The sequence below is a fragment of the Micromonospora sp. HM5-17 genome (assembly GCF_003762835.1).
GTDB lineage: Bacteria > Actinomycetota > Actinomycetes > Mycobacteriales > Micromonosporaceae > Plantactinospora.
Genome location: NZ_RJWA01000003.1, coordinates 150,647 through 176,126, shown reverse-complemented (window position 1 = coordinate 176,126; position 25,480 = coordinate 150,647). Strand labels below are relative to the sequence as shown.

The 25,480-nt window shown below is 71.5% G+C and carries 23 protein-coding genes and 1 pseudogene; 13 read left to right on the top strand and 11 right to left on the bottom strand.

What is annotated here, in order from left to right; genetic code table 11:
- Window positions 1-6 precede the first annotated feature (6 nt).
- The 4 genes and pseudogenes from EF879_RS10195 to EF879_RS28785 all read right to left on the bottom strand — a co-directional run.
- Entirely contained in the window at window positions 7-597 is a 591-nt protein-coding gene (locus EF879_RS10195; protein ID WP_123557249.1) for a hypothetical protein, read from the bottom strand.
- A 31-nt stretch (window positions 598-628) separates the two neighbouring features.
- Complete coding sequence (locus EF879_RS10190; RefSeq protein WP_123557247.1) at window positions 629-1,219, bottom strand: DNA-3-methyladenine glycosylase I; 591 nt, start codon at window positions 1,217-1,219, stop codon at window positions 629-631.
- A 91-nt stretch (window positions 1,220-1,310) separates the two neighbouring features.
- Window positions 1,311-1,844, bottom strand: a complete 534-nt coding sequence (locus EF879_RS10185) for an SRPBCC family protein (protein WP_123557245.1) — start codon at window positions 1,842-1,844, stop codon at window positions 1,311-1,313.
- Window positions 1,845-2,146: 302 nt separating this feature from the next.
- Window positions 2,147-2,692, bottom strand: a pseudogene (locus tag EF879_RS28785) (DivIVA domain-containing protein); the annotation flags it as partial.
- Window positions 2,693-2,872: 180 nt separating this feature from the next.
- Between EF879_RS28785 and folP the strand changes: the two are divergent.
- On the top strand, window positions 2,873-3,742 hold the full coding sequence (gene folP, locus EF879_RS10175) for a dihydropteroate synthase (protein ID WP_123557243.1): 870 nt from the start codon (window positions 2,873-2,875) through the stop codon (window positions 3,740-3,742).
- Window positions 3,743-3,776: 34 nt separating this feature from the next.
- Here folP and ndhC read toward each other — a convergent pair whose 3' ends face one another.
- Entirely contained in the window at window positions 3,777-4,157 is a 381-nt protein-coding gene (ndhC, locus tag EF879_RS10170; protein ID WP_123557241.1) for an NADH-quinone oxidoreductase subunit A, read from the bottom strand.
- 342 nt (window positions 4,158-4,499) lie between these two features.
- Between ndhC and EF879_RS10165 the strand changes: the two genes are divergently transcribed.
- Window positions 4,500-6,347, top strand: coding sequence for a 2-oxoacid:acceptor oxidoreductase subunit alpha (locus EF879_RS10165; RefSeq protein WP_123557239.1), 1,848 nt, complete (start codon window positions 4,500-4,502; stop codon window positions 6,345-6,347).
- Window positions 6,340-7,407, top strand: coding sequence for a 2-oxoacid:ferredoxin oxidoreductase subunit beta (locus EF879_RS10160; protein WP_123557237.1), 1,068 nt, complete (start codon window positions 6,340-6,342; stop codon window positions 7,405-7,407). Before EF879_RS10165 ends, EF879_RS10160 begins: the two co-directional genes overlap by 8 nt.
- A gap of 201 nt (window positions 7,408-7,608) precedes the next feature.
- Here EF879_RS10160 and EF879_RS10155 read toward each other — a convergent pair whose 3' ends face one another.
- Window positions 7,609-8,634, bottom strand: coding sequence for a TrkA family potassium uptake protein (locus tag EF879_RS10155; RefSeq protein ID WP_123557235.1), 1,026 nt, complete (start codon window positions 8,632-8,634; stop codon window positions 7,609-7,611).
- Between the two features lie 294 nt (window positions 8,635-8,928).
- Here EF879_RS10155 and EF879_RS10150 point away from each other — a divergent pair, with 294 nt between their 5' ends.
- The 3 genes from EF879_RS10150 (at window position 8,929) to EF879_RS10140 (ending at window position 12,837) form a co-directional block, all read left to right on the top strand.
- Window positions 8,929-9,174, top strand: coding sequence for a hypothetical protein (locus tag EF879_RS10150; RefSeq protein WP_123557233.1), 246 nt, complete (start codon window positions 8,929-8,931; stop codon window positions 9,172-9,174).
- Between the two features lie 273 nt (window positions 9,175-9,447).
- Window positions 9,448-11,115 carry a glycoside hydrolase family 10 protein gene (locus EF879_RS10145; RefSeq protein ID WP_123557231.1) on the top strand — a complete coding sequence of 556 codons (1,668 nt, stop codon included), beginning with the start codon at window positions 9,448-9,450 and terminating at the stop codon, window positions 11,113-11,115.
- Window positions 11,116-11,472: 357 nt separating this feature from the next.
- Window positions 11,473-12,837 (top strand): DUF2079 domain-containing protein, encoded by a 1,365-nt coding sequence (locus EF879_RS10140; RefSeq protein WP_158624149.1) that lies wholly within the window; start codon window positions 11,473-11,475, stop codon window positions 12,835-12,837.
- A 210-nt stretch (window positions 12,838-13,047) separates the two neighbouring features.
- Here the strand turns inward: EF879_RS10140 and EF879_RS10135 are convergent, their stop codons facing one another.
- Genes EF879_RS10135 through EF879_RS10125 form a run of 3 tightly spaced genes read right to left on the bottom strand, consistent with a single transcriptional unit; the run spans window position 13,048 to window position 15,071 of the window.
- Window positions 13,048-13,629 (bottom strand): CGNR zinc finger domain-containing protein, encoded by a 582-nt coding sequence (locus EF879_RS10135; RefSeq protein WP_123557227.1) that lies wholly within the window; start codon window positions 13,627-13,629, stop codon window positions 13,048-13,050.
- A gap of 18 nt (window positions 13,630-13,647) precedes the next feature.
- A complete protein-coding gene (locus EF879_RS10130; RefSeq protein ID WP_123557225.1) occupies window positions 13,648-14,832 on the bottom strand; it encodes a glutathionylspermidine synthase family protein in 1,185 nt (394 codons plus the stop codon).
- A 2-nt stretch (window positions 14,833-14,834) separates the two neighbouring features.
- Window positions 14,835-15,071: a hypothetical protein gene (locus tag EF879_RS10125; RefSeq protein WP_233604367.1), complete on the bottom strand. Its 237-nt coding sequence runs from the start codon at window positions 15,069-15,071 to the stop codon at window positions 14,835-14,837.
- A gap of 238 nt (window positions 15,072-15,309) precedes the next feature.
- Here EF879_RS10125 and EF879_RS10120 point away from each other — a divergent pair, with 238 nt between their 5' ends.
- Window positions 15,310-16,230, top strand: a complete 921-nt coding sequence (locus tag EF879_RS10120; protein ID WP_123557221.1) for a proline dehydrogenase family protein — start codon at window positions 15,310-15,312, stop codon at window positions 16,228-16,230.
- A 261-nt stretch (window positions 16,231-16,491) separates the two neighbouring features.
- Here the strand turns inward: EF879_RS10120 and EF879_RS10115 are convergent, their stop codons facing one another.
- Window positions 16,492-18,363: a hypothetical protein gene (locus EF879_RS10115; protein ID WP_233604366.1), complete on the bottom strand. Its 1,872-nt coding sequence runs from the start codon at window positions 18,361-18,363 to the stop codon at window positions 16,492-16,494.
- 531 nt (window positions 18,364-18,894) lie between these two features.
- Between EF879_RS10115 and EF879_RS10110 the strand changes: the two genes are divergently transcribed.
- The 6 genes from EF879_RS10110 (at window position 18,895) to EF879_RS10085 (ending at window position 24,378) form a co-directional block, all read left to right on the top strand.
- Window positions 18,895-19,623, top strand: a complete 729-nt coding sequence (locus tag EF879_RS10110) for a permease prefix domain 1-containing protein (protein ID WP_123557217.1) — start codon at window positions 18,895-18,897, stop codon at window positions 19,621-19,623.
- 348 nt (window positions 19,624-19,971) lie between these two features.
- Window positions 19,972-21,321 (top strand): basic secretory family protein, encoded by a 1,350-nt coding sequence (locus EF879_RS10105; protein ID WP_233604365.1) that lies wholly within the window; start codon window positions 19,972-19,974, stop codon window positions 21,319-21,321.
- A gap of 338 nt (window positions 21,322-21,659) precedes the next feature.
- On the top strand, window positions 21,660-21,872 hold the full coding sequence (locus EF879_RS10100; RefSeq protein ID WP_123557215.1) for a helix-turn-helix domain-containing protein: 213 nt from the start codon (window positions 21,660-21,662) through the stop codon (window positions 21,870-21,872).
- 240 nt (window positions 21,873-22,112) lie between these two features.
- On the top strand, window positions 22,113-22,214 hold the full coding sequence (locus tag EF879_RS10095) for a 30S ribosomal protein bS22 (protein WP_007465623.1): 102 nt from the start codon (window positions 22,113-22,115) through the stop codon (window positions 22,212-22,214).
- A 123-nt stretch (window positions 22,215-22,337) separates the two neighbouring features.
- Window positions 22,338-23,438: an NAD-dependent epimerase/dehydratase family protein gene (locus tag EF879_RS10090; protein WP_123557213.1), complete on the top strand. Its 1,101-nt coding sequence runs from the start codon at window positions 22,338-22,340 to the stop codon at window positions 23,436-23,438.
- The gene (locus EF879_RS10085; RefSeq protein WP_123557211.1) at window positions 23,431-24,378 is read left to right on the top strand and encodes a lysophospholipid acyltransferase family protein; all 948 of its coding nucleotides are present in this window, start codon (window positions 23,431-23,433) and stop codon (window positions 24,376-24,378) included. The genes EF879_RS10090 and EF879_RS10085 overlap by 8 nt, the downstream gene beginning before the upstream one ends.
- Before the next feature lie 45 nt (window positions 24,379-24,423).
- Here the strand turns inward: EF879_RS10085 and EF879_RS10080 are convergent, their stop codons facing one another.
- Entirely contained in the window at window positions 24,424-25,311 is an 888-nt protein-coding gene (locus EF879_RS10080) for an HAD family phosphatase (protein ID WP_123557209.1), read from the bottom strand.
- Window positions 25,312-25,480: the final 169 nt, after the last annotated feature.

The following is a 25,480-nucleotide window of genomic DNA, read 5'->3' as shown; positions in this document are numbered from 1 at the left end:
CCCGGTTCAGTCGTCCCCCTCCGGGTCCTGGCTGGCCTCGACCCCGAGCACGAACGTCTGCATCGCGAGTTCGTCGCCGGACGGCGAGACGAAGGTCGGCAGCTCCCGCGGTCCCAGCTCCTGCAGGTACGACCAGAACAGCCGGACCGCCTCGGCCGACGAGACCGCCTCGATCGGCAGGTACAGGCTGACCAGCCAGTCCCGCCGCTTCGGCGCCGGGCCGATCCGTTCGGCCAGCTCCGCGTAGAGGGCCGGGTCGACCGGGGTGACGGGACCGTCGAGGGTGAGCCGGTCGGCCGGGACCGGCGCGTCGAAGACCTGCCGGGTGTACCTCACCGCGAGCGCCCCCGACTCCACCGGGCCGGACTGCGGGTCGTCCGGGTCCCGCTCGCCGGAGCCGTCCGTGGTGGTCACCCGGCCGAGCGCCACCACCAGCGGCGGCTGCTCGTCGCAGACCACCAGAACCGGGTCACCCGGGCCGGGCCGGGGCCCGCCGTTCAGGCCGGTCAGCTCCAGGGTGTCGTGGTGGAACAGCCGCTCGGTCTCGTACCGCTCACCAGGGATGACAACCGCCCAGGCACCGATCCGCTCGCTCACGTCCTCTCCCCGCTCCGCTCGCTCATGCCCGTTATCCCATCATGGCCGCGGCGGGAGGTTTCACGTGGCAGCCGTCCAGGTGGTCGTCGACCATCCCGGTCGCCTGCATCAACGCGTACGCCGTGGTGGGCCCGACGAAGCGGAAGCCCCGCTTCTTCAGCGCCTTCGCCATCGCGGTCGACTCCGGCGTCACCGCCGGCACCCCGGCGGAGGACCGCGGGCGGGCCTTCCGGGTGGTCGGGGCGAACGACCAGAGCAGGGTCGCCAGATTCTCAGGGAGGTCGAGGGCGGCCCGGGCGTTGGCGATCGCGGCCTCGATCTTGGCACGGTTCCGGACGATTCCGGTGTCGGCGAGCAGCCGGGCGACGTCCGACTCGTCGTACCGGGCCACGGTTTCCAGCCGGAAGTTGTCGAAGGCGGCGCGAAACGCCGGACGCTTCCGCAGGATGGTCAGCCAGGAGAGCCCGGACTGAAACGCCTCCAGGGTCAGCCGCTCGTAGAGCGCGTCGTCGCCGTGCAGCGGCCGGCCCCACTCCTCGTCGTGGTACGCCGCGTAGTCCGGGGTGCTCGCGCTCCAGCCGCACCGGACCAGGCCGTCGGCGCCCGTCACCAGATCTGCCACGGCGTCGACGGTAGGCCAACGGACCGACGACCTGCCGACACGGGGTGGAGAGAACGGACGGAAGTCCCTCACGGGTACGTGGCCCGGTGCGTCAGGGCAGCCGGCCGCCCTCGACCAGCCGGGCGAAGCGCCGCAGCGCCTGGGTGAGCCCGACCTTCGACCCGGGCCAGAGCACCGGCCAGGCGACCCGGCCGGCAACCCCACCCGGCAGGTGGAACCACTCGTGCCAGACGACCTGGGTACGGTCCCGGCCCATCGGGGTGCAGCGCAGCACGCCCGGGCCACGGAGCAGCCGGCCGCAGTGCACCACCCGCACCTCGTACGGCGCGTCGAACCGGACCACCCGCATCTCGTCCCGGAGCGCCGCCGGCCCGACGCGGGTGATCGCCTCCACCAGGCTGCCCTCGCCACCGTCGCCCTCGATGAGTCGGACCCGGGTGAACGGGATCCACTCACCCTGCCGCTCCCAGGCGGTCAGCGCGGCGAAGACCCGGGACGCGGGAGCGGCAACGATGACCGTGGCGGTGACCTCCCCGGCGCCGGGTCGGGCCGCCGCCCGCAGGTCGGCATCGTCGCCGGCAGCCGGTCCGTCGGGACCCGGGCCGGGATCGCCTCCGGCGCTCACGACCGCTCCGGGCGCTCCGCCGCCGGGCCGGCCGGCTCCGTCGTTCCGTCCGTCGGGGCGGACCGGGTCGGTCCGGCCAGGTCGCCGTCCTCGGCGGCGATCACGGACGTGAAGTCGGACCGAGCCGTCTCACCTCCGCCGGTCCCGGCTGATTCGGCCGGCTCGGCGTTCGCGGACCCGGCACGGCCGGCCGGGGCGGCAGGGCTGGCGGGCTCGGCGGGGTCGGTCCGGCCCTCAGCATCGGCGGAGTCGACCCGGTCGGCGGAGCCGGCACGGTCCGCGGCGTCGGCGTCGGCCGCGTCGCGTCGCGTGGAGTCCGCGGGGTCGGTGGACGAGCCGTCCTGCACCGCACCGGACCCGGCTCCGCCGAACCGGGCCGGCTCGACCTCGAGCCGCTCGGGCGTGGACGGGCCGGAGCGGGGGGCCGCCTCGGCCGCCGCAGGCGCGGGCGTACCGACCGGGGCCGCCGCGAGGGCGGCGCCGCTCGGGGCCAGCGCCTCCTCGCGGGCCCGCCGCAACTCGTCCGCCTCGCTGATCCGCCCGGCGCGCAGCGCCGCGACCTCGGCCTGGAGGACCCCGATCAGCTCGTCCTTGTAACCGATGTCGTACGCCGTCCGGCGCAGTGCCTGGTCGACCTGGGCCATCCGGTATCCCCGCAGCGCCGTGTCGAAGCGGACCTTCTCCAGGTCGGACTCCTGGAGCGGCCGGTTGCCGGGCAGCGGCACGGCCCGACCGTCCGGCTCCGCGTCTCCGAGCCCCGGATCGGCGCCGGTCACCAGCACCGTCACGCCGAACACCACCGCCGCGACGGTCAACGCCACGACCAAGAGGAGCAGTACCTGACCCATGCGCCGATCGTGGCATGACATCGCGGCGCGGGCGACCCCGCCACCCCGCGCACTCTTCGACGATCATCACCGCGTACCCCGTCCGGGGCTGGCGGGTGACGGCCCCGGAGGACGCGGCCCGGGTCCGCCGGCTAGCGTCACCCACGACGGAGAGAGCGGACGATCCCGAGGGAGTGGTGAATGTCGGGCGCGCTACGGCTCGGACGGCGGAGCTTCGGGCCCGGGGAACTCGTCGTGATGGCGATCGTGAACCGCACCCCGGACTCGTTCTTCGACCGCGGCGCGACCTTCGCGGCCGACCGGGCGCTGCGCGCCGTGGAGCGGGCGGTGGCCGAGGGCGCGGAGATCATCGACATCGGCGGCGTCAAGGCGGGCCCCGGCGCCGAGGTCGACGTGGCGGAGGAGATTCGCCGCACGGTGGAGATCATCGCCGCGGTCCGGGTCGCCTTCCCCGACGTGGTGATCTCGATCGACACCTGGCGCGCACCGGTCGCCGTCGAGGCGGTCGCCGCCGGGGCCGACCTGCTCAACGACACCTGGTCCGGCGCCGACCCGGCGCTCGCCGAGGTCGCCGCGGCCACCGGCGTCGGGCTGGTCTGCTCGCACGCCGGCGGGCTGGCCCCGCGGACCCGCCCGCACCGGGCGGCCTTCACCGACGTGGTGGCGGACGTGGTCGAGACGGTCACCCGGCTCGCCGACCGGGCGGTCCAGCTCGGGGTACGACCCGACGGCATCCTCATCGACCCCGCGCACGACTTCGGCAAGAACACCTGGCACTCGCTGGAGATCACCCGTCGACTGCCCGAGCTGACCGCGACGGGGTGGCCCGTGCTGGTGGCGCTCTCCAACAAGGACTTCGTCGGGGAGACCCTCGACCTGCCGGTCGAGGAGCGGTTGGAGGGGACGCTGGCCGCGACCGCCGTCTCGGCCTGGCTCGGCGCACGGGTCTTCCGTGCCCACCAGGTCCGGCCGACCCGACGGGTGCTCGACATGGTCGCGTCGATCCGGGGCGAGCGCCCGCCCGCCGTCACCCGGCGTGGCCTCGCCTGACCGGGTCCGCCTCCGCCGCAACCGCGTCGACCGGCTACGGCGTCCAGCGGAGGATCCGCTTGCGCCAGGCGTAGAGAATGCCGAGCGCGAGCACGGCGACGAAGATCCCCATCTCGACCGCGGTGGTGATCCCGAACCCGGGACGGTCGAAAACCACCGCCCAGGGGAAGAGGAATATCCCCTCGACCGCGAAAAGCACGTACAGGTAGGCGTAGACGTAGTAGCGGATCTGCATCTGCGCCCAGTCGCTGCCGACCGGGTCGAGTCCGCATTCGTAGCTGGCCCGCTTGCCGGGCGGCTCGGCGGGCCGAGCCGGGCGGAGCAGGCGGTTGGCGGAGAAGGCGCCGAGGAAGACCAGCACGCTGGCGAGCAGCAGCAGCCCCAGCGTCGCGTACGACCCCAGGTAACCGGTCACTCCGGCAGCTTACCGGCGGTGGCGCCGCTACGGCAGTTGCGGATTCCCCGTGCCGTTTTCACCCGTGGCGATTCCGACGCCCGAAGTCCGGTGATCTGGATTACCACGCACGTTTCCGGGTGGGACGAAAGCACGCCAATACCCCATCGCCGCGTCCCAACCGCCGGACCTTGGGCCAGGATCGGCCAACGATCGACGTAGGCTTCGAGGGAAGGACTGGAGCGGGCCCGGCCCCACCACCGCACCCGCCACCGGCGCACAAGGAGGACACGTGGCCGAGCAAGGCGAGGTCGCCCCGGCGCTCAGCCCCGCCGCCCGGGCCGAGCGAAGTGAGGTGCAACTGTGAGCAAGCAGGTCCGGCAGCTGGATCGGGTCGTCATCCGGTTTGCCGGCGACTCCGGCGACGGCATGCAGCTCACCGGCGACCGATTCACCTCGGAGACCGCCCAACTGGGCAACGACATCTCGACCCTGCCCAACTTCCCCGCCGAGATCCGCGCCCCCGCCGGCACCCTACCCGGGGTGTCCAGCTTCCAGGTGCACTTCGCGGACTACGACATCCTCACCCCCGGTGACGCGCCGAACGTCCTGGTCGCGATGAACCCGGCCGCGCTCAAGGCCAACCTCGCCGACCTGCCACGGGGCGCCGACATCATCGTCAACACCGACGAGTTCACCAAGCGCAACCTCACCAAGGTGGGCTACCAGGCCAGCCCGCTCGACGACGGCTCGCTGGACGGCTACACGCTCCACCCGGTGGCGCTGACCTCGATGACCGTCCGCGCCCTCGCCGAGCACGACATCTCGAAGAAGGACGCCGAGCGGGCCAAGAACATGTTCGCGCTCGGCCTGCTCTCCTGGATGTACTCGCGCCCGTACGAGTCGACCATCCGGTTCCTGGAGCGCAAGTTCGCCACCCGGCCGGCGCTGGCCGCGGCCAACATCGCCGCCTTCAAGGCCGGCTGGAACTTCGGCGAGACCACCGAGGATTTCGCCGTCCGGTACGAGGTCAAGCCGGCGAAGATGCCGCCGGGGACGTACCGCAACATCACCGGCAACGCGGCGCTGTCGCTCGGGATCGTCGCCGCCGGGGTCCGGTCCGGACTACCCGTCTTCCTGGGGGCGTACCCGATCACCCCGGCGTCGGACATCCTGCACGAGCTGAGCAAGCACAAGCGGTTCGGCGTCACCACGATGCAGGCCGAGGACGAGATCGCCGCGATCGGGGCGGCGCTCGGCGCGTCGTACGGCGGCGCGCTCGGGGTCACCACTACCTCGGGGCCCGGTGTGGCGCTGAAGGGCGAGACCATCTCCCTGGCCGTGGCGCTGGAGCTGCCGCTGGTGATCGTCGACGTGCAGCGCGCCGGGCCCTCCACCGGCATGCCGACCAAGACCGAGCAGGCCGACCTCAACATGGCGCTGTTCGGACGGCACGGCGAGGCACCGGTCGCGGTGATCGCGCCGAGGTCGCCCGCCGACTGCTTCTACGCCGCTCTGGAGGCGGCCCGGATCGCGCTGACCCACCGCACCCCGGTGATCCTGCTGTCCGACAACTACGTCGCCAACGGCTCCGAGCCGTGGCTGCTGCCCGAGATCGACTCCCTGCCCGATCTGCGGGTCGACTTCGCCACCACGCCCAACAGCGAGGACGGCAAGACGTTCCTGCCGTACCTGCGGGACCCGGAGACGCTGGCCCGGCCGTGGGCGATCCCCGGCACGCCAGGGCTGGAGCACCGGATCGGCGGCCTGGAGAAGGCCGGCAAGACCGGCGACATCTCGTACGACCCGGCGAACCACGACTTCATGGTCCGGACCCGGGCGGCCCGGATCGAGGCGATCAAGGTGCCGGACGTCGAGGTCGACGACCCGGACTCCGACGCCCGGGTGCTGGTCCTTGGCTGGGGCTCGACGTACGGGCCGATCGGCGCCGCCTGCCGGGGCCTGCGCCAGCGCGGCCTCTCCGTCGCCCAGGCCCACCTGCGGCACCTGGCGCCGCTGCCGGCCAACCTCGGCGAGGTGCTGGCCCGCTACCAGCGGGTGGTGATCCCGGAGATGAACCTCGGCCAGCTCGCCCACGTGATCCGGGCCCGATACCTGGTCGACGCGATCAGCTACAACCAGGTCCGGGGGCTGCCGTTCACGGCCCACGAGCTGGAGACGATGCTGGAAGAGGTAGTCAAGAATGCCTGAGGCCACCGAGCCCACCGGAGGCGCGACCGCGACGCCGGTCGCCCTCAAGCTCACCGCGAAGGACTTCAAGTCCGACCAGGAGGTGCGCTGGTGTCCCGGCTGCGGCGACTACGCGATCCTGGCCGCGGTGCAGTCATTCCTCCCCGAGCTGAACATCCCGCGCGAGCGGATCGTCTTCATCTCCGGCATCGGCTGCTCGTCGCGCTTCCCGTACTACATGAACACGTACGGGCTGCACTCGATCCACGGCCGCGCCCCGGCGATCGCCACCGGCCTTGCGGTCTCCCGGCCCGACCTGTCGATCTGGGTGGTGACCGGTGACGGTGACGCACTGTCCATCGGCGGCAACCACCTGATCCACGCGCTACGCCGGAACGTCAACCTCAAGATCCTGCTCTTCAACAACCGGATCTACGGACTGACCAAGGGGCAGTACTCCCCGACCTCCGAGCTCGGCAAGATCACCAAGTCGACCCCGCTGGGCTCGGCGGACTCGCCGTTCAACCCGCTGTCGCTGGCCCTGGGCGCGGAGGCGACCTTCGTGGCCCGCACCATCGACTCGGACCGTAGGCACCTCCAGTCGGTGCTGCGCGCCGCCGCCGAGCACCAGGGCTCGGCGTTCGTGGAGATCTACCAGAACTGCAACATCTTCAACGACGGCGCCTTCGATGCGTTGAAGGAGCCGGAGACCCGGGACGACTACCTGATCCGGCTGGAGCACGGCCAGCCGATCGTCTTCGGCTCGCAGGGGCAGTTCTGCGTGGTGCGCCCGCCGGGTGGGTTCGGCCTGGCGGTACGCCAGACCGCGGACGTCCCGGCGGAGGAGATCGTGGTGCACGACGCGACGGTCGAGGAGCCGGCGTACGCCTTCGCGCTCTCCCGGCTCCCCGGATTCGCGCTGCGCAACACCCCGATCGGGATCTTCCGCAACGTCACCCGCCCCACCTATGACCGCCTGGTCCAGGAGCAGGTCGAGTCGGCCCGCGCCAAGGCGACCGGGACGCCGGAGGAGCAGCTTGCCGAGCTCCTCCACAGCGGCGACACCTGGACGATCCTCTAGCCGGTCGTCGTCGCCTCCGCACCCGTACGATCTCGGCCGGCCCACCCGCGCGGGTGGGCCGGCCGACGCGCGTCAGCGAGCCGGCGAAGCGCCGAGGCGGCGAGCGGGTCGAGCCGGCGGGCGGGTCGGGCGGCAGCACGGGGTCGGGACGGCGACGTGCGGGCCAGTCCCGCCCTCGGTCCCGCACCGGGGGCGGGGCGGTCAGCGGCTCGGCTCGGAGTTCGCGGCGCTGCTGACCCGGTCGTCGCGGACGTACACCAGCATGTCGCCGGTTTCGATCGCGGTCGCGGCCTTTTCCGACAGCGAGATCACCTTGCCGCGCCGGACCAGCGCGATCACCAGCGCATCCAGTCGTCGCGGCGAGACTCCGACCTCGTCCCGGGTGGCGGAGCGCATCGCGAGCGCCATGCCCTGCCCCGGGGTCAGCAGGTCCTCGACGACGTCGATCAGCGGCGGCGCCGAGGTGGAGACGCCGAGCAGCCGTCCGGCGGTCGCGGAGGAGACGATGACGTGGTGCGCGCCGCTCTGCCGGAGCAGGGGCGCGTTCTCCGCCTCCCGGGCGGACGCGATGATCCGCACCTGACCGGCGGTGAGCTGCCGCACGGTGAGAGTGATCAGCACCGAGACCTCGTCACTGTCGGTCGCGATGATCACCGACTTCGCGCTCTTGACGTGTGCCTCGTTCAGCACGGCGGAGCGGGTGGCGTTCCCCTCCACCACGACCAGCCCGGCCGCGGTGGCCTGCCGGATCACACTCGGGTTCCGCTCGACGACGATGATCCGCTGCTTGTCGAAGCCCGTCTCGAGCAGGGCAGAGATCGCGCTACGGCCCTTGGTGCCGTAGCCGCAGATGATGACGTGGTCCTTCACGGTCTTCCTCCACCGCGTCAGACGGAGGTTGGTGCGGTACTGCTCGGTCAGGACTTCCAGCGTGGTGCCGACGAGGATGATCAGGAAGAGCACCCGGGCCGGGGTGATCACCAGCACGTTGACCAGCCGGGCGCTCTCGCTCGCCGGGGTGATGTCGCCGTAGCCGGTGGTGGAGAGCGAGACCACGGTGTAGTAGAAGGCGTCGAGGAGGGTCAGCCCGTCCTCGTTGACGTCGCGGTAGCCGTCCCGGTCGAGGTAGACCACGACGACGATCAGCAGCACGAGAACGACCGCCGCGAGTAGCCGTCGGACCAGCGCCCACAGCGGGCTCTGGGAGATGGCGGGAAAGTGGATCATGCCCTACCCCGCCTCATCGCTGCCCCCGACCGCACGCCCACAACATAGCCCGGATCATTGCACCGGGCCGGGCCTCGGCGAGGATCGGGGCGAGGACTGCGCCGCAGGGCGACGGCGACGGCGCTCCGCCGCCGGTTTTCGTTACGCCATTCGGTGCTTGCGGTGCATCCCGGGGAAATTTTGGTCGAATTCGTTGCGCTGGGTACCGCCGGATGTGCACCCTGTCACGTCAGGTGCGGACGCCCACGACCGAATCGCCCGGGTCCGCCCGTCTCCCATGCGCCTGGAGGTGCCGTGACCACGCTGCCCGCGATTCCCGATCTGGCTCCGGGGACCCTCGTCGAGCTGCGCAAGGAGGACTGGCGGTACGGGGGCCGCCCGCTGCGCCTGCGGGTCGGGGAGGTCCGGCACGACATCTCGCGCTACTACCAGGACGAGTGGATCTGGATCGTCGGCGAGGAGGTCGACGGGAACGACACGCCGCAAGGGCGGGTTGAGGCGCTGGTGCGGGTCGCCGCGCTGCCCACCCGCTCCGGATAGCCCGGTCACCGGGTCGAGGTGACCGATCGTGGGCCGCTCCGGTCCGGCCGCGAGGCCGCGATCCGGTACCGCCGTCGGGACGTCGCCGGGCGCCCGGAGCGGTGACACGTCGTCCGACGTACCGGTGGCTGCTCGGCGAACGCTTGACGCGTACTCCAGGGTGTGAAAATTTCCTTCCAGCGGTAATCGAACGTTGGTATTAACCGCCGACGGTCGCCCGCCGCCGCGCTCCACCCCCGCAACCGGAGCCCCCCAGCGAAGGGAACGCACCGTATGAAGCCATATCGGCTCGCGGCCACCGGGCTGGCCGTCGCGCTGCTCGGCTCGCTCCTCGCCGTGGCGCCCGCCAACGCCGCGCCCGGCACCACCACCGAGACCGACACCGCGGCGGCCACCGGCGCTGCACGCTGTCCGACCAATCCCGCCACCCCCAAGCGCCAGTTCCGGGCGATGTGGATCGCCAGCGTGGTCAACATCGACTGGCCGACCCGGGGCTCGTACACGGCCCCGGACCGGATCGCCGCTCAGAAGGCCGAGTACCAGGGCTGGCTCGACCTGGCCCAGCGGCTCCACCACAACGCCGTCATCGTGCAGGTGCGACCGACCGCCGACGCGTTCTGGCCGTCGCCGTACGAGCCGTGGTCGGAGTACCTGACCGGGGTCCGCGGCCAGGACCCGGGCTGGGACCCGCTGGCGTACCTGATCGACGAGGCGCACAAGCGCAACCTGGAGTTCCACGCCTGGTTCAACCCGTACCGGATCTCGATGCCGGACGGTGCCGGCGCCGACATCACGAAGCTCGCGCCCGGGCATCCGGTCCGCCAGCATCCGGAGTGGGCGGTCGCCTACCCGGTCAACGCCCCCGGCTCCCGGCTCTACTACAACCCCGGCATTCCCGAGGTCCGCGCGTTCGTGCAGACCGCGATGCTGGACGCGGTCCGCCGGTACGACCTCGACGGCGTGCACTTCGACGACTACTTCTACCCGTACCCGGCGGCCGGGCAGGACTTCGACGACCAGGCCACCTTCGAGCGGTACGGCGCCGGCTTCGCCAGCAAGGCCGACTGGCGGCGGCACAACATCGACCTGCTGATCCGCGAGATGGGCCAGAAGATCAAGTCGATCAAGCCGTGGGTGAAGTTCGGGGTGAGCCCGTTCGGCATCTGGCGGAACAAGGCGGCCGACCCGCGCGGCTCCGACACCAACGGCACCCAGTCGTACGACGCCAACTTCGCCGATACCCGCAAGTGGGTGCGGGAGGAGTGGATCGACTACATCGTCCCGCAGATCTACTGGAACATCGGCCTGACAGTGGCCGACTACGCCAAGCTGGTCCCCTGGTGGGCCGACGTGGTGGCCGGCACCCGGGTACAGCTCTACATCGGGCAGGCCGATTACAAGATCGGTGATCCCGCCCAGCCGGCGGCGTGGCAGGACCCGGCCGAGATGTCCCGGCACCTGACCCTCAACCGGGACTACCCGGAGGTCGACGGGAACGTGCACTTCAGCGCCACCCAGGTCCGCGCCAACAAGCTCGGCGCCACCGACATCTACGCCGCCGAGCACTACTCGCGGCCGGCCCTGGTGCCGGCGATGTCGCACCTGCCGGCGAAGCCGCTGATGTTCCCGATCATCACCGGGGCGACCCGGAAGGCCGACGGGATCGCGCTGCGCTGGCGGCAGCTGGTCGACGGATTCGGGCCGTTCGGCGACGCCACGGCGTACGCGATCTACCGGTTCGACGGGGTGAGCCTGCCTGGCGCCTGCGGTTTCGCTGACGCCAGCCACCTGATCGGCACGGTCCGGGCGACCGACGGGGCGGTGCAGTCGTACCTGGACCGGACGGCCAAGCCCGGCAAGCGGTACAGCTACTACGTGACCGCACTCGACCGGCTGGCCAACGAGAGCCAGCCGAGCCCGCCGTACCTCGTGCTCCGCTGATCCGGGGGTGCTCCAGGGCGGTCGACGCCCCGGAGCACCCGTCGCCGGGGGGCCGTGACGTCGTCACGGCCCCCCGCGCACTGGCCGTCGGCTCGCCGCGCTCGCGGCCCTCGGTCTCGCCCGGTCACCCTCCGACAGTCCTGACGATCCCGGCCCGACCCCGGCATCTACCCAGATACTGCTGCGATCGTCCGAAGCGGGGATACGACGGGCCGAACGACGCATCATGGATCGATGCGACCTGACGAACTGGAATCAGACAGGAGCCCTCGGCCCCAACCCGAAGCCGATGCACCGGAGCAGCGCCCCGGCCCCGGCGCGTCACGGAAACCGGCAGCGCGGTGCAGGTCATCGCTGGTGGGCCGGCTGGCCATGCCGTACCTGTTGGCGGGGTTCGCGTTCCTCCTCTACGAGCTGCTGTCGGTCGTCCGCCATCTCACCGGGCGTACGACGGGGTTCGATCTCGGCATCTTCGAACAGGTCGTCCGCAACTACGCCCACCTCAACGTCCCGGTCAGCGAACTCAAGGGGCCGGGCGTCAACATCCTGGGCGACCACTTCAGCCCGATACTGGCGGCCATCGGCCCGGTCTATCTCCTCTTCCCGAGTCCCATCACGCTCCTCACTGTCCAGGCCGCGGCGTTTGCCCTCTCTGTCGTACCGATAACCCGGCTGGCGGTCAGCGCCTGCGGGTGGGGCCTCGGTGGCATTCTCGGCGCGGCGTACGCGCTGTCCTGGGGGATCCAGAGCGCGGTGGCCTTCGACTTCCACGAGACCTGCCTGGCGGTGGTGTTCGTGGCCTTCTGCCTGGAACGGCTGTACCGACGTGAGTGGTGGCAGGCGTGCGCCTACGCCATTCCGCTGCTCCTCGTCAAGGAAGACCTCGGCCTCACGGTGGCGGCGATCGGCCTGTACATCGCGCTGCGCGGGCCCAGGAAGATGGGCGCACTGCTCGCCCTGGTCGGAGTGGCCGCCTGCGCCCTGACGATGCTGGTCGTGATCCCACACTTCAACGCGTACGGCCAGAACACCTACCTGGGTCAGGCAGCCGGCACGGTGGGGAATCCCCTGGTCCGGTTCGTCATGCCCGTCCAGAAACTCGAGACCGTCGTGCTACTGCTCGCTCCGACGGCTTTCCTGGCCCTGCGGTCCCCGATGCTCATCATCGCGCTTCCCACGATCGCCTGGCGATTCTGGGCGACCAATCCGGCGTACTGGGGGACGGACTTCCACTACAGCGCGATACTCATGCCGGTCGTCTTCGCCGCCGCCGCGGCGGCCGCGCCGCGCGTCCACGCCGCGATCACCGCCGCCCTGCCGCGATACTCCGGGCAGATGTACCGGACGATCGGCGCATGGTGCGTCGTTTTCGCCGTGCTGCTGTCCGTACAGTCTCCCATCGGTCACCTCTTCCGAGGCGTGATCTGGCGACCCGTGCTGTCGTCGGCGGAACGGAGAACGCTGGCGACCATTCCGGACCGGACGACGGTCGCCGCCGAGAACTCCTTGGCGCCCCAGCTCACCAACCGTACGGAGGTCTACCTCTTCCCCGCCTTTCCCACCCAGCAGTTCTGCCCCGACTGGGTGGCGGTCGTCGATCCCCCCGAACCGGGACTCGCGCCGGTCGACCAACAACTCGCCGCGATACGCCAGCTGCCGGTCCTCGGCTACCAACTCGCGGACCGGAGTGAACAGGTGAGCGTCTACCGGCTGACGCGGTAGCTCTCCGACCTGCGCGACCAGGGCGTGGAGCAGAAGCGCCGGTGATGGTCGCGGCAGGACGGGCAGGACTCTTCTCGACCCGCATCCCCGAGCCGGGCCGGACGTCCCCAGGTTGCGCCACCGTCCGGCCCGCTCGGTCTCGTGGTCGAGAGCTCTCCGGGACCGGGCGGTCCGCCGCCCCGGTCTCGGTCAGCCGCTCCGGCCCCGATCTCAGCCGACCGAGGCCGGGGTCTTGGGCTCGGCGGTTTCGTCCACCATCGACTTCGCCTCGACCGCCGCCCGCTTCCGCGCCCGGTGCGCCGCCACGTGCGAGCGCGTCGCGCAGCGCTCCGAACAGAACCGCCGGCAGCAGTTGGACGAGGTGTCGAGATAGACGTTGCCGCACCGGTCGTCCGCACAGATTCCGAACCGGGCGCTGCCGTACTCGCAGAGCCAGACCGCCAGGCCCCAGACCGCACCGGCCAGGAACTCGGCGCTGACCGAAGCGCCCCGGCTGGTCACGTGCATGTGCCAGTCTTTGGCATCGTGCCCGGAAATCCGCGGCTGTACCGGATAGCTCTCCAAGAGCGCATTCAGCTCGGCCACCGCCTCGGCGTCCCGACCGGAGGCACCGAGTTCGAACACCTCCCGCAGCCGTCGCTGCGCCTTGCGGAACGCGACGACGTCCCGTTCCGTCACCTCATCGCGCATCCAGCCGTGCTCGTCGTTGAAAACGGCCCGCAGGTCGTCGAGGTTGTCGAGTCGCGCGTTGACGAGATCAACCCCGGTCCGGGCGTACGCGTCGAAGTTCACCCGACAACCGTAGACGACTCAGGGCTCCCGTGGCTCGTCCACGTAGTGCGGAAGGAACCGCGCGTAGCCATCGGTGATCAAGCTCGTGCTCTCCCGGATGCCGGCTCCGGCGGACTCACCCGCCACGATCCAGCTTCCCAGCACCATCCGATTGCCCTCGAATGAGGGGAGCGGGCGGAATTCCTGGTAACACCAGCCCTCGGCACCGTACGTGCCGGGGTTATTGATCTCGCCCGCACCGGTGACGATTCGCACCGACGCGCCCTCCCGGCCCAGCAGTGGCTTTGCCACGTATTCCCGCATTCCCCGGGGCGAGTCGAGGTAGGCGGGCAGCAGGTACGGGTGGCCGGGATAAAGTTCCCAGAGAATCGCCAACAGTGCCTTGTTGGACAGCAACATCTTCCAGACCGGCTCGATCCAGGTCGTCGGGGTCCCCGGATCCAGCGCCAGCCGCCCGTACGGCTCGGCGAGCATCCACTCCCACGGATAGAGCTTGAAGCAGGTCAGTATCGGGGTGTCCGTCCCGTCGGGGGATCCGGCCGGCACCACGAACCGCCGGCCGTCCCAGCCGATGGCGAGCATCGGCAGCAGCACCGGCTCCAGCCCGGCCTGTCGGGCGGTCTCGGCGAGATATCCGACGGTCATCTGGTCCTCGCCGGTCTCCTCCTCGTCCGACCAGGCCACGTGCACCCGCGGGTCGTACAGGCCGGCGCCGATCCGCCGCCACGCCTCGACCAGCCGCTCATGCAGGCTGTTCCACTGGTCGAGGGCGGGGCGGGTCTCCTCCAGCCAGTACCACTGGATCACGGACGCCTCGACGAGTGCGGTCGGGGTGTCCGCGTTGTACTCCAGCAGCTTCGGCGGCCACGAGCCGTCGTACCAGAGATCGAAACGACCGTAGAGGGTCGGCGGCTGCTCCCGCAGCGACCGGCGGATCGCCTCCGCGGCCCAGGCCGGGATGCCGAACTCGGCGAACCGGTTCTTCGCCACCACGTACTCGGCCGCGGCCACCGACATCCGGTGCAGCTCCTCGGTCGCCTCCTCCAGGCGGAACACCTCGGCGAGGTCGAAGGCGTAGCAGGCGCTCTCGTCCCAGTACGACATGAGACCGCCGTCCGGCAGCTCGGTCTCGGCGTAGACCAGGCCCTGCTCGCGAACCGTGGCCTGCCAGTGCGGCCGGGGCGTGCAGTGCTCCCGCCGCACCGTCAACCGCCGCAGGAGGCCTGGTAGGTGCCGAAACCGCCCTGGCTGGGCACCGCGCTCGGCTCGGGATCTGTCCGGTTGAACCCCGCCTGCACCCCCCGGGTGGGGGTGGGGGTGGCGAGGGGCGTGGGGGTGGCGGTCACGAGGGGTGTGGCGGTGGCGAGGGGTGTGGCGGTGACGGTGGCGAGGGAGCGGGTTTCCTGGCCCGACCGCGAGTCGCAGTCATCATCGTCGTCCACCTGGTTGCACGCAGTGAGGGTAAGCGCGAGAGCGGTGAGCGCGCCCAGCTGCACGCTCGCGGACCGAAGGCGACGTCGCGACACTGTATTCACGAGATCGTTGTAACCGATCGCCGCCACCGCGGGCATACGTGGTGTCGTGGGGGCGTCGCCTGACAGGCTCCCACCCGCGCCGGGCGGTCGGTGGGCGACCTCCGGTCGCCGTGTACGAGGGATCGGCTGGCGTTACGCTCGGCACATGCTCCGTTCGGTCATCCTCGCCGCCTCCAGGTCACCCCGGATCGAGCGGCTCGTCGAGACGGCCCCGTTCACCCGGGACGTCGTACGACGGTTCGTCGCTGGCACCACCTCCGAGGACGCGCTGCGCGCCACCCGCCAGCTCGTCTCCGACGGATTGGCCGTCTCCATCGACTACCTGGGCGAGGACACGCTCACCGAGGAGCAGGCCGTCGCGGTGCGCGACGAGTACCTGCACCTGCTCGGCAGTCTCGCCGAGGCTGGGCTGACCCCGCCGGCCGAGGTCAGCGTGAAGCTCTCCGCGCTCGGGCAGCGGTTCGACGAGCGGCTGGCCCGGGACAACGCGCGGGCGATCTGCGCCGCGGCCGAGGCGGCCGGCACCACGGTCACCCTGGACATGGAGGACCACACCACCACCGACTCGACCCTGGACATCCTGACCGAGCTGCGTAAGGACTTCCCGCGCACCGGCGCGGTGCTCCAGGCGTACCTGCGGCGGACCGAGGCGGACTGCCGGGACCTGGCCACCGCCGGCTCCCGGGTGCGGCTCTGCAAGGGGGCGTACAAGGAACCGGAGTCGGTGGCGTACCAGCCCGCGCAGGAAGTGAACAAGTCGTACGTCCGGTGCCTGAACATCCTACTCTCCGGCCCCGGCTACCCGATGATCGCCACCCACGACCCTCGGCTGATCGCCATCGCCGAGGATCGGGCCCGGTGGTTCGACCGGGCTCCGGACGAGTTCGAGTTCCAGATGCTCTACGGCGTACGCCCGGAGGAGCAGGCGCGGCTGGTCGAGGCCGGGCACACGGTCCGGGTCTACCTGCCGTACGGCACCGACTGGTACGGCTACCTGATGCGCCGGCTCGCCGAACGACCGGCGAACGTCGCCTTCTTCCTCCGTGCCCTGGTCAGCCGCGGGTAGGTCACGGGCCCGACGGATCAGCCGCCCGGAGAGCGGGAACGGAGCATGGTCCGTCCGGGGCGGGGCTGGCGGGGTGGACCGTACGCGCGCTCGCCGAGCTGCCCGCGGGCTGACCGGCGGATGGGGCGCACCCGCCCTCGGGGATCCCGGTCCGTCGGACCGTCTCCCCTGGGCGGATGCGCCCCGTGCCGTGGTTGGTGCCGATGACCGTCGCCGGTCACCGGCACCAACCGCCGGCTCGTGCCGACCTGACCCGTCGGGTCAGCCGAAGCAGTTCTCGACGTGCTCCGGGCTACCCAGGCAGTTGGTGGGCCGGTTCTTGATGATGGTGGTCTCGTCGTCCACCGTCACCCTGGCCTGCTCGGCGAAGACACCGCCGGGCTGCTTGGTGGAGTTGTTCTCCACCACCTTGCTCTTCACCAGGGAGAGTTTGCCCCCCTTGGCGAAGATTCCGCCGCCCCGAGAGTCGTTGCCGATGGCGTCGTTGAAGCTGATCTCGCTCTCCCGGACCGTGGTGTCCGAGTCCTTGGCGAAGATCCCGCCACCGTTGCCCCGCGCGGTGTTGGCCTCGACCCTGCTCTGCTCGACGACGAGGGAGCCTTCCTGGGCGAAGAAGCCGCCACCGTCCAGGCTTGCGCTGTTCCGGCCGACCTCGGACTTGCTCACGTGCACCGTGCTCTTCGCGGTGGCGATGCCGCCGCCGACCTTCGCGGTGTTGAAGGTGACCTTGCTCTCCTCGACCGTGGTCCGGCCGAAGATGCTGGCGATGCCGCCACCGACTCCGGCGCGGTTGCCGTGGATCTCGGCCTTGCTGATCCGGGCAACGCCGAAGGCGTTCACGACGCCACCACCGAAGCCGTGGGTGTTGTTGTTGGCGACCTGGACCCGTTCGAGGGTCAGATCCCCGGTGTTGGCGATACCGCCACCGGAACCCTTGTCGTCGGTGTTGTTGTCGTTGATCTGGCTGTAGCTGATCTCGGTCTCACCCTTGTTGAGGATCGCGCCACCGTCCCCGCCGTGGACCGCCGAGTTCCGGACGAACGTGGTGTCCTTGAGCTTGGCGGTGCCGCCGTTCTCGACGAGGAGGCCGCCACCCCCGTTGCCGCGACCGTTCTTGATGGTCACGTCGCTCAGGGTCAGCTCACCGCCGTCGCCGACGGTCAGGATGCGGAAGTCCTTGGCGTTGGCGGCCCGGGTGATCGTGGCGCCCTCACCCTCGATGGTGATCGGAGCGGTGATCACCGGTAGGCCCGTGTGACCCCTGTGCTCCTCGCCGCCCGGCGCGATCCGCTGGTCAGCCCGCTCGCCGAGCAGGGTCTGCGCGCCGTTCAGCACGACCTTCGTCTCGTCGTGCACCTTCTTGTGGTGCTTCTTCTCCTCATCGGAGATGGTGAGGACGTAGGTGCACTTCGGAGCGAGCCGCAGGTGCCCACCACCCTCGGCGTTGGCGTGGACCAACGCCGCGATCAGCTTGTCCGGGTCGCACGGCACGGACTTCTCCCGGTGCTCACCGGAGTCCCGCCGCTCCTCAGAGCGGCATTCCGAGCCATGCCAGCCGGAGCCCTCCGAGTCGCCTCCGGACTTCTCGCCGTGCCAGCCGGAGCCCTCCGAACCGGAGCGGTCCGAGCCCGAGTTCTGGCCCTGCCAGCCCGAACCGTTCGACCCCGAACGGTCGCCGCCCTTGGCGTCCTCGGACTTCGCGTCCTTGGCGTCCTTGTGCTCCTCCGCCTTCCCCTTCGAGTCCTTCGACTCCTCGGGCTTGGCGGTCTTCGACTCACTCGGCTTCGGCGTCGGCGTCGGCCCGCCCGAGCCGCCCTGGCCCGCCGAGCTCTGACCCTGGCCCTGCCAGCCGGAGCCCTCGGAGCCGGAGCTGCTCGAGCCGGAGTTCTGGCCGTGCCAGCCCGAGCCCTCCGAACCGGAGTTGCTCGAGCCGTCGTAGGAGCCGGGCCCGCACTTCTCCTGCCAGCCGCGGTTCTCGTCCTTCTTCTCGTCCTTCTTCTCGGCCTCGGGCTTGCGCTCGTCGGCCTTGCCCGGGTCCTTGCCCTTGTCGTCCTTGCCGCTGTCCGAGGCGACAATCGACAGCTTCCCCAGGTCAAGATTCGTCAGGCCCGGGTTGCCAGCCATGCTGGCCACGCCCGTGATGCCGGCGGCGCCGGCCACGAGGCTTCCCGCAACGATTCCGCCGGCTAAGAACCACCGGGACCGTCGCCTTGTTGGGCGCGTTCTGGGCTGACCGGGATCCACGTGGTTCCCATGGAGTTCGGACATGAGCTCCCTGCCTTTCGGATACAGACACGCCCGCACCAACAGGGGCGCGGAGGGCAACAAATGGGTTTGTCACCACTGAAGGCCACCGTACGGCGAGGTTCCGTGTCATCGCGGGCCTATGTGAAGAAACCCCACGATTCAGCGGGAATCACTCCTCGGTAGGCGCGAAGAGGGCCAACCCGGATCTATGACGATCAGACCGGGAGCATTCACAGTCTGGGCACTGAAAAACAGACCAGCACTCGATTGCACGTAACGCTCTTTATCGAGCAAGTAACTCAATCCGGAGTAATTCGTACATCCAGTACATCCTGGCGGTCTCGACGTCAAACCCCCGAGGCCAGGTCAGGGATCCTCCCGATGGCGGCGCCGCGCACTATCCGGAAGACTGGTCGGGTGCCGGACGCTATCGACGACTACGTCTCGGCGGTGGGCGCCGAGCTGCGGGGCTCGGCCCGGGTCCGCGCGGACATGCTGGCGGAGATCCGGGCCGCCCTGCTCGACGCCGCGGACAGTCATCAGCAGGGCGGACTCGCCCCGGCAGAGGCGCGAAAGGCGGCCGTCCGGGAGTTCGGCTCGGCCCGCCGGATCGCGGCGGGCCTTCAGGAGGTGCTGGCCATGATCCACGGCCGGCGCACGGCGCTGCTGCTCCTGGTCGTCCTCGCCGCACAGTACGGCGCGGCGGCGCTGGTCGGCCGGCTCGGGGGCTGGCGGGCGTTCTGGGGCGCGGGCGAGCCGGACGCCGGCTACCTGTGGCTGGCCCGGGCGACGGACGTGTTCGGCGGCCTGGCCCTCCTCGCCGCCCTGATCCCGATCGTCCTGCTGCGTCACGGCCTGCGGCATGCCTGGGTCGGTCCCGTGGTGGTACGGGTGACCGCCCTGTTCACCGCGGTGGTCGTCACCCTCACCCTGACGTGTGGGGTCCTGCTGGCCGTGCTGCCGTCCTCGGCCGGCCCCATGGTGACCCTCGCCGGCGTGTCGGGGGCGGTGGTGCCGTCCGCGCTCGTACTCGCCTCGGCCGGGCGGTCCTGGCTCGTGGCCGCCGGCTCCACCGACTCCGGGATCCACTGTGGAGCTGACGGGATCCTCGGCCCGAAGCCGCTTCCGGCCCGCCGCGTGGGCTGACGGTGACGTGGTGGTTCCGGCTGCGCCGCCCGACCGTCTCCGGTTTCGCGTTATTGGACGCGGGGTCGTACGCTCCCGGCCGTGACTGACGGGGACACCGACTCCCGCCGCGCGGGCGGTGACGACATGGCCCCCGGGCATCCGCATTCCGCCGGACGGCCCGGGACGGGCGGCCACGACGGCTGGCCCGTCGGCCAACCAGGCGGAGGCGGCCCGGAGCAACCCGGGTGGGCAGCTCCCGGTGGCGCGGAGGCGAGCCGGTCGTCAGGCGCGGCCGACCCGGTGGCCCCCGGCTCGGTGCCGACCGTTGCGGGACACGCCGACCCGGTCGCCACCCACCAACCGCCGGTGGTGACCGCTGTCCCGGTCACCGCCTACCCGCTGCCCGGCTACGGACCGTCCGGGGCCGTCCGCCGCCCACGCCGGGACGCCCGGCTGTGGCCGTGGGTCAGCCTGGGGATGGTTCTGGCGCTGCTCTGCTGCGGGGCGCCGGTCGTCGGTGGGGTGCTCGCCTTCGACCGGTTCGCCCCCGCCCCCGGTACCGGCGCCGGTTCCGGAGCGCCGAGCCCCAAGCCGGGTGACCCGCCCACGGTCGAGCGGGACTGGCTCGGCGAGCGGGTGACCGAACTCCTCGCCAGGCAGGCGAGCGCGCTGCTCGCCGGCGACGAGAGCGGCTACCTCGCGGTCGCCGAGCCGAACTCGCCGATGGCACGCGACCTGCGTCGCCAGTTCCGGACCCTCCGCGCGATGAAGGTCACCCGGTGGCAGCCGGAGATGCGCGGCAAGCTCGTCCGGCTGCACGAGCCCGGCGAGTGGCGGTCCGAGATCCGGATCCGCCACTGCTTCGTGCTGCCGGAGTGCGAGCCGATCGAGATTTCTCTTGGCCTGCGCTGGCGGAACGCCGCCGGACAGCTGCGGCTGATCAACGTCGAGGAGCCGGCGGGCTATGGTGACCGGCCGCGGCCGTGGGAAACCGACGAACTGGTCGCCTCGGTCGGCGAGCGGGTGCTGGTCGCCGCTCCGCGGGCCTTCCGGGACCGGCTGCCGGAGCTGCTGCGCGAGGGGGAGCAGGCGGCCCGGGTCGCGGACCGGTACGCCGCGGACGGCTCGCCGCCCGATCGATACCGGATCTTCTACGCGGGCCCGAACGAGTGGAACCGGTGGTACGGCGGAGACCGGGCGGAGTGGACCGCCGGCTACGCCGTCTCGCTCGGCGCCGGCCAGTACGACGTGGTCCTCAACTCCACCAGCCTCCGCGACGGCGACCACGGCGAACTGCTCCGCCACGAGCTGACCCACGCCGCCTCGCTCTCCGGGACCACCCGGACCGACGGCGACGCGTGGTGGCTGGTGGAAGGGCTCGCGGAGAACGCGGCGGCGGCCGGACGGCCGGTCAGCCGCTACGCCTCACTCCCCCTGGTCGAGCGCCTCGTCGACGGCGGCTGGAACGGCGAACTCGACGACGTGATGCCGACCGGGAACGCCCCCGACTGGCGCGTGGGGGCCGCCTACGGAGTCGGCTTCCTCGCCGTGCGGCACCTGACCGACCGGTTCGGGGAGGCGCAGGTGCTCCGCTTCTTCGCGCTCGTGGTCCACGACGGCAGATCCGAGGAGGACGCCGCCCGCGAGGCGTTCGGGGCGGACTGGTCGACGCTGCACGACGAGTGCGTCGCGTACGTCCGCAAGACCGCCACCTGACCAGGGTCGTGCCGCCGCCGGGTTGGCGGCCTGAGATAGTAGATCCCGCTCCCAGCGCGGAGCCCCGCCCTCGCGTCCGGAAGCGAACGGGGCACCCGTCCGGTGGCTCCGGTGGCGCCGCCGGAGCCACCGGACGCCGCACCCGGCCGAGCCAGCCGGGGCGCCGGAACGCCGTTTCCCGCCCGCCACGGCGACCGGCGTTTATGATCAAATGCCCGAAGGGATCGCGCCGGTCACAGCCGTCCCGTTACCGTACTGGTAACACGCGCGTAGCCGTCGCGGCGCGGAAGCCTCCGACCGGGCGGTACGCGCCGGGGAATGGGATGGGTTGGTGAGCCATGGCAGGATCACCACAGTCCGACGGCCGGTTGCCGGAGGTCAGGTTCCTGACCGTCGCCGAGGTGGCGACGCTCATGCGGGTGTCGAAGATGACCGTCTACCGACTCGTACACTCCGGCGAGTTGACCGCGGTCCGGGTCGGGCGGTCGTTCCGGGTACCCGAGCACGCCGTCCACGAGTACCTGCGCGGCGCCTTTCAGCAGACCGCCTGACGACTGACCGAGCCGAAGCACCGGCCCCGGCCCACGGACGGGTCCGACGACCCGGACCGGTAACCCGGGGGCGCGTTCGGCCGGCCGACAGCCGAGGACTACGCTGGACTGCGGCCCGTGGCCATGTGCCGGTGTGGAAGGCGCCAGACCGTGCCGGCCCGGTCCGTTGTCCCGCTCGGTTACCGGCTACACCCGCGGGGTGGCTCCGGTCCGACCCGCATGCATCAGAAGGGCTGTCGTATGGGCTCGGTGGTCAAGAAGCGCCGCAAGCGCATGGCGAAGAAGAAGCACCGCAAGCTGCTGCGCAAGACCCGCGTCCAGCGTCGCCGTCTCGGCAAGTGACCGTTGGCCGGGCCTCGGCCCGGCCAACGGTGACGCCGGTCAGCTGTCGACCTGGAGGAGGCCCCACGTGACGACGTCGCGGCGGTCCGGGCCGGTCCCGGGTCCGCGTGGACGGAGCACGAGGTGACCCCCGGGAGCACCCCTGGTGTGCCGGGGGTCGTCGTGGTGACGGGGGTGAGCCGTTTCCTCGGCGCGCACGTCGCGGCCCGGCTCGTCGCCGACGACCGGATCGACCGGGTGATCGGGCTCGACGCGCTGGACCCGGCCCCCGAACTCGCTTCGCTGCTCGACGGCGTGGAGCGGGTGCGGGCCGACGCCGAAGCCGTGGGCAGCGTCGTCGACGACCTCGGCGCGGACGCCGTCGTGCACCTCAACCTGATCACCGCGCCCGACCCACACCAGGGCGGCCGGGCGGCGATGAAGGAGCAGAACGTCATCGGCACGATGCAGCTGCTCGCCGCCTGCCAGCGGGCGCCCCGGCTGCGCAAGCTGGTCGTCCGCTCCTCGACCGCCGCCTACGGCGCGTCGTTCCGGGATCCGGCGGTCTTCACCGAGGACACCGAGCCACGCGCGGTGCCACGTGGCGGCTTCGCCCGGGACATCCTTGACATCGAGGGGTACGTCCGTGGCTTCCGGCGACGCCGTCCGGACGTCGTCGCCACGGTGCTGCGGTTCGCGCCGTTCATCGGCTCGCGGGCGAACACCACGCTGACCCGCTACTTCGCCCAGCCGGTCGTACCGACCGTGCTCGGGCGCGACCCGCGGTTGCAGTTCGTGCACGTCGACGACGCGCTGGAGATCCTCTACCGCTCGGTCGTCTCCGACCACCCCGGGACGTACAACGTCGCCGGGCCGGGGGTGCTCGCGCTCTCGCAGGCGATCCGCCGGGCCGGCCGGATCGCCGTCCCGGTGGTGGAGCCGGGGCTCTCCGGGGCCGCCGGGATCGCCCGGGCGCTCGGCTTCGGGCGGTACGGCCTCGACCAGGTCGACCTCTTCGTGCACGGCCGGGTTGTCGACACCACCAGGTTGACCCGCGAGTACGGATTCACCCCGCGCTCCACCGCCGCGGCCTTCGACGACTTCGTCCAGGGGCACCGGGACCCGGCCCCGCTCGGCCCCGAGCGGCTGCACCGCGCCGAACAGGCGATCCTGGACGGCATCCGGCGGACCCGGGCCGCGGTACGGGAGCGGGTCGGCCAGCGAGGCGGGCGGATCGATGGCTGAGGAGCCGGCCGGAGCCGAGGCCAACGTGCACCGGGTCGACCCGGTCGGCCGCCCGGCCCGGCCCGGCCCGCGCGAGCCGGCCGTCGCCGACGAACCGGGCGACGTCTGGGACCGGCGGGTCGCCGCCGGGTTGGCGTTCCTGCGCCGCCGGCTCTCCGGCCGCTACGAGATCGACGAGTTCGGCTTCGACCCGGAGCTGACCGAGCAGGTCTTCCAGCCGCTGCTGCGGGTGCTCTACCGCGACTGGTTCCGCACCGAGGTGACCGGCGCCGAGCACCTGCCGGTCGAGGGCTCCGGTCTGGTGGTCGGCAACCACTCCGGCACGGTGGCGCTGGACGCGCTGGTCCTGGCGGCGGTGTTGCACGACGTCCACCCCACCCACCGCTACCTGCGACTGCTCGGCGCCGACCTGGTCTTCCGGATGCCGTTCGTCTCCGAACTGGTCCGCAAGACCGGTGGCACCATGGCCTGCAACCCGGACGCGGAGCGGTTGCTCGGCCGGGGCGAGTTGGTCGGCGTCTTCCCGGAGGGCTTCAAGGGGGTCGGCAAGCTCTACTCGGAGCGCTACAAGCTGCAGCGGTTCGGGCGAGGCGGCTTCGTCTCCGCCGCACTCCGTACCGGAGCGCCGATCATCCCGGTGGCGATCGTTGGTGCCGAGGAGACGTACCCGATGCTCGCCAACATCACGCCGCTCGCCCGGCTGCTGAAGCTGCCGTACTTCCCGGTGACGCCGACGTTCCCGTGGCTCGGCCCGCTCGGGGTGGTGCCGCTGCCCAGCAAGTGGCTGATCGAGTTCTGCCCACCGATCCCCACCGCCCACCTGGTCGATTCCGCCGACGATCCGCTGGTCGTCTTCAACCTCGCGGATCAGGTGCGGGAGACGATCCAGCAGAAGCTGCACGAGCTGCTGGAACGGCGCCCCGATCCGTTCGGCCCCTGACCGCCCCGGCGGCCGGGCCGGCCGGTGGCCGAGCCGGTCGGTGGCTCACTCGGTCCGCCGCCGGCGGCGCAACGCCAGGCCCGCGGTGACGACGCCGGCGAGCAGCCCCGCGGCCGACGGTACGGCGATCCGGGCCGCCCTGCGGCCGGTCCGGAAGTCGTAGACTGCCCAGCCCCGCTCCCGGGCGGTACGGCGCAGCGCGCTGTCCGGGTTGATCGCCACCGCCCGGCCGACCGTCGACAGCATCGGCAGGTCGTTGCTCGAGTCGCTGTAGGCGGCACAGCGGGACAGGTCCAGCCCCTCCGCGGCGGCGAGCTGGGTCACCGCGTCCGCCTTGGCCGTGCCGTGCATCAGGTCGCCGACCAGCCGCCCGGTGTACACCCCGTCGCGGATCTCGGCGACCGTACCGATCGCGCCGGTCAGCCCGAGCCGGGCGGCGATGACCCGGCCGATCTCCACCGGGGCGGCGGTGACCAGCCAGACCCGTTGGCCGTCGGCCAGATGCTGTTCGGCCAGGGCCCGGGTCCCCCGCCAGATCCGCGGCGCCATCAGCTCGTCGAAGATCTCCTCGGTGAGTCGTTCGACGTCCTCGACCCGCCAGCCGGCGACGAAGGCCAGCGCCACCTCCTTCGCCCGCGACATGCTGCCGGCGTGCTCGGTGGCGAGGACCCGGAACCGCAGCTGTTGCCAGGCGAACCGGGCGAGGTCCCTGGTGGTGAAGTAGTTCCGCGCGGCCAGGCCACGGGCGAGCCAGTAGATCGACGCGCCCTGCATGATCGTGTTGTCGACGTCGAAGAAGGCGGCGGCCCGGGGATCGGCCGGGGCGGGCGGGACACCCGCCGCTCCGGTGGCCGCCCAGCCCGTGGTGTGTCCGTCCTCGTCGGTGCTGACCGTCGCTCCGGTGCCGACCGTCACCTTGCGGGTGCGGGCCACGCAGGGACCTCCTCGCTCGCGCGTACATCAGCGAGGGTAGCGAAGGCCGGCGGCGCCGTACCCGTGGTCGCCCGAGCGGCCGTACAGGCGCGGCCCGGTCAGCCGCCGCTGCGGTGTGCCGGTGAACCGGTCGGCTTCTCCCGGACCGGTGGCTGGTCGGAGCTGGGAG

Excerpts from the sequence above, each read along its gene's own strand:
- EF879_RS10160 (WP_123557237.1), top strand. The coding sequence starts at position 6,340 with ATGCCTGAGGCCACCGAGCCCACCGGAGGCGCGACCGCGACGCCGGTC.
- folP (WP_123557243.1), top strand. The coding sequence starts at position 2,873 with ATGTCGGGCGCGCTACGGCTCGGACGGCGGAGCTTCGGGCCCGGGGAA.
- EF879_RS10085 (WP_123557211.1), top strand. The coding sequence starts at position 23,431 with ATGGCTGAGGAGCCGGCCGGAGCCGAGGCCAACGTGCACCGGGTCGAC.
- EF879_RS10100 (WP_123557215.1), top strand. The coding sequence starts at position 21,660 with ATGGCAGGATCACCACAGTCCGACGGCCGGTTGCCGGAGGTCAGGTTC.
- EF879_RS10095 (WP_007465623.1), top strand. The coding sequence starts at position 22,113 with ATGGGCTCGGTGGTCAAGAAGCGCCGCAAGCGCATGGCGAAGAAGAAG.
- EF879_RS10155 (WP_123557235.1), bottom strand. The coding sequence starts at position 8,634 with ATGATCCACTTTCCCGCCATCTCCCAGAGCCCGCTGTGGGCGCTGGTC.
- EF879_RS10120 (WP_123557221.1), top strand. The coding sequence starts at position 15,310 with ATGCTCCGTTCGGTCATCCTCGCCGCCTCCAGGTCACCCCGGATCGAG.
- EF879_RS10145 (WP_123557231.1), top strand. The coding sequence starts at position 9,448 with ATGAAGCCATATCGGCTCGCGGCCACCGGGCTGGCCGTCGCGCTGCTC.